This window comes from Pseudomonas sichuanensis (genome assembly GCF_003231305.1).
In the GTDB taxonomy this organism is placed as follows: Bacteria; Pseudomonadota; Gammaproteobacteria; order Pseudomonadales; family Pseudomonadaceae; genus Aquipseudomonas; species Aquipseudomonas sichuanensis.
In genome coordinates, this window is record NZ_QKVM01000095.1 from 1 (window position 1) to 8529 (window position 8529).

Consider the following 8529-nt stretch of genomic DNA (forward strand, 5'->3'; position numbering starts at 1 on the left):
CTGGTGCCCGGCGCGCTGACCGCGATGCCGTCGGCCTGGGCCCACAACGGCTGCCAGAACATGACGTTGGCCAGCAGCAAGGCCAGGGCACGCTTGGGCAGGCCGCAGAACTGCTCACGGGGCTGAATGGCGGCCGAGGGGCGGCCGGCCAGGAAGGCAAAGAAGCGAACGTCCATGTCAGGTCTCGTGAATCAGGGGGGCAGATGAAGAAGCCAAAGCGGAGCTTCGAGCAGGCCGTGCAATCCTCAAGGGTGCACAGGCCACTCAAAAAGCGGCCTCTGGCGTTGGCACGACACCAACGAGCTTGCTTTGGGCGCTCGGAAAATGAGCGGTGATATTATTTAGACATCATCTTGACGTCAATTTAATATCACTTTTATTCCACTGTTACCGCTCCCAAGCGCTTTCACTCAGCTCAAGCGCTCCCATCAACGATCCCGATCACCATTCAATCGCAAAACTTCCTCGGCGCTGCCGCCCCCGCCACAGGTACCGGCATCAGCATGTCGCCCGGGCCGAGTGGGGTCAGCAGACGCACATCGAAGCGGCAGGCCAGGCGGGCATTCTCACCCTGGCCGATGGCGCCCATGCCGATCGTCACTTCGTAGTCGCGCCCCGCCTCCAGGTTGTAGACCCTGGCCTCTTCGGCACAGTAGATCCCCCTGCCCAGCGACGTACCGGCCCCCGCCCCCGTAGTTGCAAGCTGGAACGGCGCCGAAGTCGGCACCCGGTATTCGGCGACTACCTCCTCGAGCCGGCCTTCGGCCATGCGTACGGTCGGCGTCAGGCTGAGCAACGGCGGCGACAGGCGCTGGGGCATGCCCAGTTGGGCCGGAGCCTTTGGAAACTGCGGATAATTTTCCACTGCCCGCCCCGCCGAGAACCGCCCGGCCTGGACCATCTGGTGGCGCAGGTTCGGCGCGCATCGCCCCGTGACGCTGTCACCAAACACGTCCGAGTTGCTGATCACCCGCATGCGCGCGGTGGGTGTGGAGTCGGCCGGCTCCTGGTATGGCTGGGAAGGGATGCTTGAGCATGCTGCCAGCGACAGAACGATCAGAGGGCCCAAACACGCCGACACTTTATTCATCGAAGCTCCTTGAAGGCTGAAACCCTGGTCGAGGTGTTACGTTCAAGGCTTCAGGGTAGGAGAGAAACCGGGCTCAGGTTTTCATGACTTTGCATGTTGGACACCGGCACATCACCCAGGCATGCGCTTCAAACGCCCAGGGGCCCCGGTACATCGCCTGAAAAATACCGGCTTGCGGGATCCGCGCTGCAGGTTCCAACCCACCGTAAAATGCTGCGGTTTGAAAGCCCGCCGACAACGTCTTGGCGTAGGTTTGCATGGCAAGCATCACACGCCCCGCATCAGCCGGCGGCACAGTTTCAGAGGACAGTTTCGACGTCCACCGGTAGCCCGACAATACGTGCTAAAAGCGCTCAACGCTCATGCCAAGGGGAATGCCTGCCATGGACACACCTGGGCTGACTGGAGCACGCCAGGAAAAAGAATGTTCTTCACGCTCACTGGGTCTCTAAGCTTCAGGCCCCGCTTCGATAGCCGCCCTGATGGTGTCTTTCGAGGGCAATGCCGAGAAGAACGCTTCTCCTAGCCTGTACAAGCCCTCTTCCAACCGATAGCACTCCCCACCCCTTGCAAACACGCTGAGCAACGCGATGGCGAGAACATCATCAATTTCACTCCCACCCTCATCGCGCTCCAAAACAACCAGTCGATCGGCTTCAAGATCAACCTCAGGCACCCATTTTTCGTCAGTGACATAGGTTTTCAGGGCATCGCCCTTAAGGAGTTCGACCCTGACGGTCGGCTCAATTCCATAGACGTCACCCCAGCGACGGTTGACTTCCCATTTGTTGACCTTTGCATCAATGAAAGACGCCTTGTTCAGATTTTCATCCCCTTGCATATAGGACACCGGCAGGTCACCCCAGGCATCCGCGAGCAACGCTGCTCACGCGGGTAATTGATCCCGCGCCTTGGAAACGACAAAGAACTTGAAGCTCATCACCCATCCTGATTCCAGCAGACGTACGGCCCCTGCCGCTCAAACACCCAGAGGCCCCAGTACATCGCCTGTAAAATAGCGACTCTCAATATCCGCCGCCGGTTCCAACCCGCCGAAAAATGCGGTGACATGAAAATCGGCCGACAGCGCCTTGGCATACGCTTGCATGGCAAACATCACATGCTCCACGTCGGCCGGAGTAACAGTATCGAAGGACAGTTCGACATCCACCGCCCCCCCGTACTTGAGCACTCTCAACAGCACGACAGCAAGGCTGATATGCTCCGACACCTGAAAGCCATGAAGTTGTGCTGTCAGGCACACATCGCTTGCATGGGCAATGATCACCTCGATAAGCGCCTTATCGATGCCGTCCTTTCCCGAGTCGCCGAGGTACTCAGAGACGGTCAGCTCAAGCACAGCGTCTGCGCTTGCTTGCAGATGTGCCAATACACCTGGCAAGTCGCCCATTGCGACCTGTTCAAACACAACCTCATAGGATTCAGACATAGAAATCAATCCACAAAGCCCTTGAAAGTCCCATCCATGTTAAGCCGCACACCACGACCATCAGGCAGACGCTTTTCCATGAACGTCAAGCCTTTGTCTGTAGTTACCTTCTGGTAGTCGCCGGGAGCTCGGCTGATCTCGCGCAGGTGTTTCATTGCCTGTTCGTTCCACGTCGTCATCGAGCCGGTGACCTTCCCCCATATCCCTGGATTTCTGCCGGCATGTTTTGACAGCGCATGACCGACCACGGTCGTCCCCTTGTAAGCGGCCTGGGCAGAGGAGACAACGGTCTTGATATCGCCGACGGTTGCTGGCGTTTTCGCTCCGACAACCAACAAGTCAGCGCCAAACTTCGCCTCCAACGCAGCTAGCGCTTCTTTGGAAAGCTTCCCGCCAATGCGCTGCACAGCAGCCGTTTTACCCGCCGGCGAAGGGAACATCAAGTCGATGGCGATCTCGGCGTATTGCTCCCACCGCTCTGCCTCGAACAACGTCTCCCTCATGCTTCCAGGTGAAAATTCAGCACCCAGGAATGCAAGCACGTCCGGGTTGAGTTCCTTGATGCTCGACACCTCACCATCGGCAATCTTGCGCAGATCGACCAACACGGTGTCAGCATCGAGGTTGAGGTACTTGCCCTGCGCTTGCAGGACTTTCAGCCCACGCTCCAAGCGCTCCTTCGCTTGTCGGTGGACCTGCTGGTTGTATGCCGTGGCATATATTTCGCAATCTCGGCGCCTGTAGACAAATCGCCATCCACTGCCACCACCGCCAACACCCCAACAATCTAGGATGCCATCAACTCGAAGTTCTCCTCGCCCCCGACCTTTTTCGACAAGGCCTTGCTCAACGCCTCGTTGGCACCGGTCATGAAGTCGCTGCCCGAGGCCTCGGCAACCAGACCACCAAACAAGGCATGCACCATGACGTTCTGCAGGCTGCCATCAGGGTACTTGCCCAAGGACCAGTCGCCGATCATGTTGAAACCGCCGGTTTAGCAGCAGGAAACCACTGTGCGTAAACGTGGCCCTGCTCCGAAATGGCAGCAGCAATTGGAGGCCATCGACCAACTGCCCAAGAGCCAACAAAAATTCGTTGCGCAGATGCTCGATACCCTGCTCGCTCAGGCCACGACCAAAGCGAGCAGCGAAAGACGAGAGGCTTTGTAGTAAGCAGATAAAGGTGGATTTGACAGCGTTTGCAATATTGGAGGGACTTTAGGCCCAGCACTGATGGTGCCAGCATCTGTTGCACCGCCAACCCTGGCATTTTTCGCCAGATTACCTGCGGCGGCCATTTGTAAAACTTGCAAGACGAAGGCCGCACCATCCCCATACTCTAACCGGCTCAGCTCGCTTTTGTTCTCGGCACCGAATTCGATGAGTTGTCGGGCTGCGTCGACACCGCCTGGCTGAACCCGTATATCCAGCGCCATTTTGGCCAACTGTCCATCGACCTTAGCACCGTTCGTGCCAAGGTCGACGATGTGATCCTGCATACGAGTGAGCCAGGTAGTGCCCGCCTGGTGCCGTAGATGTCCCTTTTACACCTACTTATAGAGTTGGAATTGATCAGAGGATAATGCCAACTGCGCAACGGTGCGTCCCTGCTCGTCACAAAATTCTACTTCATATCCCTCAACTGGCTGTCTATAGACCTCAATAATCGCCCCCTTCATACCTGCTCGCAACCCCTCCTCCGGGATATCCTCGACTAACACAACCACGTCAAAAAGCGAATAGTCCACCTTATACTCCTTACTTGACATAGAGGGTCGTCATCCTAGGTGTTGCAGAGCCCGGATCATATATCCAGCCTGTACGGACGGTTGCGGTATTACCGTTTGGACCTGTTATTGGCATATCTATAGTTATACGCTGACCAAATTTATCAGAAGCACCTAACTTCGCAGGATACAGCCTTGCACCCTCCTGCACTTTCGTTATTAAACTTGCAGCATTCGTTTGATTATAGCCCAACGCCGACTCAAAGACCTTTGCTTTGTTACCGCCAACAGGATGCGCTGTGTTCAATGCATAAGATGTCACTTTGCCCGGATCAATAACCGCTTTTTCTGCATTTACCAACCGGCCCGATGCTTGGGTCTGAATGACAGCCTCTGCGTGAGTGTAATTTTTCCAGTTACCTGTCGGACCTGCTAGCGGAGTGCGCGGCACGGTAGTAGCTACCTCGCCTGTTGCTTTTGCACCGCCAACCCTAGCATTCTTCGCCAGATTACCTGCGGCGGCCATCTGTAAAACTTGCAAGGCGAAGGCCGTACCATCCCCATACGGCGAGCAGGTTGAGGTCGCCACCAGCCTGTGCCGTCAGATCCCCCCCGCTGCTGATCCGCCCCTTGTTGGTCAGGTTGCCGGCGGCATTCATCGCCAGACTGCCGCGCGCCTCGATGAGTGAACCAGCATCCACATGGGTCTTGCGGCCCCCGCCGACCGCCACTTCGGCGGCGGTACGGTCATTGAGGATGTCGCCCTTGAGCGCCACCAGATCGACCTGGTTGCCACGGATCTCGCCCGCCAGGGCATTGCGAATACTGTCCTGGGCCATCAGCGCCAGGTGTTCATTGGCCTGGGCCAGGCCGCCTTGGTACAGGCTGCCACCGGCCACTGCCGTCAGATCATTCCCCGCCCGCAAGGTACCGACGCTCTTCAGGTCACCACCGGTAACCAGCTCCAGGTCACGGCCCTGGATCAGGCTGCCACCGCGCAGATTGCGCGAATCGACCTTGGCCAGGTACAGCACCGGGGCCAGCACCTTCTCGCCATCGACAACCCGCTCCTCCATCCACACGATGTCATGGGTCAACGCCGCGACTTGCTGACTGGTGAGGCCCACACCCACGCTCAGGCCGAGGGCGTCCTTGCTGGCCACGGCGTTGTCCATCAGGTACTTGAACTGCTCGTAGTCGCTACTCAGGCCGTCGGCGAGGAAGCGCTGGCCGATCTGTGCGCGTACCGCGTCGGCGACCAGGCGGGTTTCGTAGCGGCCGTCGCCAAGACGGCGCCAGGCCTGATCGGCGTCGAAACCAAGGTGGCCGAGCAGGTAGTCCGAGGCCATGAAGCGGCCCAGGTCGGTGAGCTCGGGGTTGGTTTCGATCAGGTAGCGGGCGTTCGATCCCTGGTTGCGGACGAACAGGCCATATTCGCCCTGGGGCAGGCGGAAGCTCGGCAAGGCAGTCGGGTCGACACTGACGAAGGGTGCGCCGCTGAAGTCCACCGGGACGAAGCTGACCTGGGTGTTGCCGTCGGCGCCAATGGTTTCGACCCGCTTGACGTCGGTGGGCAGGCCCGGATCGCCAGCCTGGGTGCCGAGGGTGATACGCACGCCACCCGCGCCCATGGCCGTGCTGTCCAGCGCCTTGCCGGTAAGCTGGGCATTGCTCTGCGCATCGAGGGTGCCGTTGACCAGCTCGCCACTGACATTCAGTGCCAGAGTGCCGCCGGCCTGGACAGTGCCGGCGTAGGCGGTGTCGGTGCCGGGCAGCACCTGGCTGGTCCTGCTCGACACCGGATACTGGGTGACCGCGGTGGGGATCGGCGCCTGCTGCGCGATGGGCAACCCGGCGTATTGCGCGTTCCAGGCGTTGGTGGCGGCCTCGGTGACGCGGTAGGCACCCTGACTTACCCCAAGCAGCCAGTAGCTGACCTCCTCGATCTCCCTGTCCAGGGTCAGGCCACGGTTGTAGAAGTTCACCGCGTTCGCGGTCAGCTTGCCGTTGGCCGCCAGCAGGCTCTGGCGGTTGTCCACCGTGGTGGCCTCAAGGGTCATGTCGCGGTTGGCCAGCAAGCGTGCGGCTGGCGAATCGCTTTCGATGGTGCCCTTGTAGGTGGTGGTGACGATGTAGGTGCCGGTGTGATGGTCACCGCTGCAGTCGGTGCAGTTGATGCGGATGTAGCGATTGGCGATGGTGCGGCCGGGGACGAAGATGGCCTTGGCGTTTTCCAGCGAATCGACCTTGAGGTCGATATTGCCTTCGCTCTCGATACTGCCCGAGAGGTTCTGCAGGCTGGCAGCCTTACCGCCATCGAGTGCTGCAAAACTCAGGTCACCCTTGCTGTAGATGTCGGCGTAGCGATTGAGCAGGCTGGTGCCGCGCAGCTCCAGCGGGCCACCGGCGAACAGCAGGCTGTCCTGCTGGTTGGTGATTGCGCTGCGGGCATACAGGGTGGTTTTGCCTTGGGCGCCGAGGGTGCCCTGGTTGTCGATGCTGGCGGCGGTGATGGCCAGGGTCTGGCTGCTGGTCAGCCGGCCACGGTTGCTCAACGCACCGTCCAGCGTCAGCTTCATCGCCTCCTTGCTGGCGATGCGGCCACCGTCCTGGGTCAGGTTGTTGCCGTTGATGCCCATAGCCTTCAGGCTGGAGAACAGGCCTTGGTTGAGCAGGTCGCCGGTCATCTCCAGGGTCAGCTTGCCGTCGGTCACCAGCTCCCCGGCATTGCTCAGTTGCACGCCGGCCAGGCGCAGGTCGCCAGCGCTGGCGATGCGCTCGCCGTTGTTCAGGGTCAGGTGCTGCAGGCCGCTGATGTCCAGGCCGGCATTGGTGTGCCAAGTGCCGACGCCGTCGACGCTGCCGAAGGTCCAGGTGCCGCGGCCCAGGCCACTGACCGTCCCCTGATTGCTGCTGAAGCTGGCCGCCTTCATCAGCAGGTTGCCCTGGGCCACGTGTTCGAGGGTGCCGCCCTGGTTCAACAGGCTGGCGGCCTTGACCTCAAGGTCGGTGGTGGCGCTGGCGATACGCCCGCCGCGGTTATCCAGTTCGCCGCCCAGCTCGATGCGGGTCTTGTCGCCAGCATGGGCGATAACTCGCCCGTTCTGACTGTTGTCCAGGGTCTGGCCATCGAGCTCGATGGCCTGGCTGGCTTCGATCAGACCGCTACGGTTGATCAGGCGCTGCACCGCCAGCTGCTGGTTGCCGGCCAAGCTGGCCAGGGTGCCACCGCTGTTGTCGGCATCGCCGGCCACCAAGGTGATGGCGCTGGCGGTCAAGTTGCCCTGCTGGTTGTCCAGGCGACCTGACCCGAGCAGCAGCTCGGCCAATGAGCCACCGGCCAGCAGCTTGCCTTGCTGGTTGCGCACGGTTGCGGCCTTGATCAGCAGGCCCTCGCTGCCCGCCAGGACCTGCCCGCCCACCCGGTTGTCGACGGTGTCGGCGGTCAGCTCCAGGCGGCTGCCGAGCAATTGGCCGGCGCGGTTGTCGAGGGTGCCGCCGGAGGCAGTGACCTTCACCGCCTGCTGGCCGACCACCACGCCGCTCTGGTTATCCAGGCTGGCGGCGCTGATGTCCACGTTCGCGACAGTCGCCTGCAAGCGCCCGCCACTGTTGTTCACGGCCCCGCTGGCCTTGACCTTCAGCTCACCTTCATCAGCCACCACCCGGCCCTTCTGGCCGTTCTCCAAGGACGTGCCATCGAGGGTGACACTGGCGCCCAACAGCGCGCCGCCCTGGTTGAGCAGCTCGCCGCCGTTGACCTGCAGGTGGGTCTTGGCCTGCAACGTACCGCCGCCGTTGTTCAGTTGCTGGTGGGCGGTAACGGTCGCCTCACCCTCCCGAGCGATCAGGCTGCCGCCCTGGTTGTCGAGCCGGTCGAAGGTGGCCTCGACGGTGTTGCCCACCACGCTGCCGCCCTGATTGTCCAGGCGTTCACGGGCGGTCACGGTGGTGCTGCCGTCGCTGCTCAGGGCGCCGGCTGCGCGGTTGTCCAGCACCCGGCTGGTGACCTTCAGCTCGCTGTCCGCGAGCACCTTGCCGCCGCGGTTGTCCAGGGTGTCGGCCACCACGGTCTGGCGCTGGCCCTTGAGGCCGCCGCTATTCACCAGGGTGTCGTTGACGGTCACGCTCAGGTCGCGGCTGGCCACGATCTGGCCGCTGTTGACCAGGCCAGTGCTGGTCAGGGTCAGGTCGGCGTTGTCGTTGCGGCGCTTGTCCGCCTCGACCCCGGCCTCGATCACCCCTTGGTTGCGTACCTGCGCA

General features: G+C 61.0%; 8 protein-coding genes and 2 pseudogenes. All 10 read right to left on the minus strand.

All coding sequences use genetic code 11. The features are described 5' to 3' along the window. Nucleotides 1–448: 448 nt before the first annotated feature. A complete protein-coding gene (locus DM373_RS27850; protein WP_110996548.1) occupies nt 449–1090 on the minus strand; it encodes a hypothetical protein in 642 nt (213 codons plus the stop codon). A 448-nt stretch (nt 1091–1538) separates the two neighbouring features. Next, entirely contained in the window at nt 1539–1970 is a 432-nt protein-coding gene (locus DM373_RS27855) for a hypothetical protein (RefSeq protein WP_110996549.1), read from the minus strand. A 99-nt stretch (nt 1971–2069) separates the two neighbouring features. Then, a complete protein-coding gene (locus DM373_RS27860; protein ID WP_110996550.1) occupies nt 2070–2540 on the minus strand; it encodes a hypothetical protein in 471 nt (156 codons plus the stop codon). Between the two features lie 5 nt (nt 2541–2545). After that, on the minus strand, nt 2546–3211 hold the full coding sequence (locus DM373_RS27865; protein ID WP_110996551.1) for a hypothetical protein: 666 nt from the start codon (nt 3209–3211) through the stop codon (nt 2546–2548). Between the two features lie 116 nt (nt 3212–3327). Next, nucleotides 3328–3519, minus strand: coding sequence for a hypothetical protein (locus DM373_RS27870; protein ID WP_110996552.1), 192 nt, complete (start codon nt 3517–3519; stop codon nt 3328–3330). Nucleotides 3520–3663: 144 nt separating this feature from the next. Further along, complete coding sequence (locus DM373_RS27875) at nt 3664–4038, minus strand: hypothetical protein (RefSeq protein ID WP_110996553.1); 375 nt, start codon at nt 4036–4038, stop codon at nt 3664–3666. Between the two features lie 51 nt (nt 4039–4089). Next, on the minus strand, nt 4090–4287 hold the full coding sequence (locus DM373_RS27880) for a DUF4926 domain-containing protein (protein WP_110996554.1): 198 nt from the start codon (nt 4285–4287) through the stop codon (nt 4090–4092). 10 nt (nt 4288–4297) lie between these two features. Further along, nucleotides 4298–4792 (minus strand): DUF6883 domain-containing protein, encoded by a 495-nt coding sequence (locus DM373_RS28875; protein ID WP_167409881.1) that lies wholly within the window; start codon nt 4790–4792, stop codon nt 4298–4300. Nucleotides 4793–4832: 40 nt separating this feature from the next. Further along, nucleotides 4833–6431: pseudogene (locus DM373_RS29880) on the minus strand (hemagglutinin repeat-containing protein); the annotation flags it as partial. Between the two features lie 144 nt (nt 6432–6575). Further along, a pseudogene (locus DM373_RS29885) lies at nt 6576–8507 on the minus strand (hypothetical protein); the annotation flags it as partial. Nucleotides 8508–8529: the final 22 nt, after the last annotated feature.

Coding starts and splice junctions, on each gene's coding strand:
- DM373_RS27860 (WP_110996550.1), bottom strand. CDS start 2,540: ATGTCTGAATCCTATGAGGTTGTGTTTGAACAGGTCGCAATGGGCGAC.
- DM373_RS27870 (WP_110996552.1), bottom strand. CDS start 3,519: ATGATCGGCGACTGGTCCTTGGGCAAGTACCCTGATGGCAGCCTGCAG.
- DM373_RS27850 (WP_110996548.1), bottom strand. CDS start 1,090: ATGAATAAAGTGTCGGCGTGTTTGGGCCCTCTGATCGTTCTGTCGCTG.
- DM373_RS27875 (WP_110996553.1), bottom strand. CDS start 4,038: ATGCAGGATCACATCGTCGACCTTGGCACGAACGGTGCTAAGGTCGAT.
- DM373_RS28875 (WP_167409881.1), bottom strand. CDS start 4,792: ATGGCCGCCGCAGGTAATCTGGCGAAGAATGCTAGGGTTGGCGGTGCA.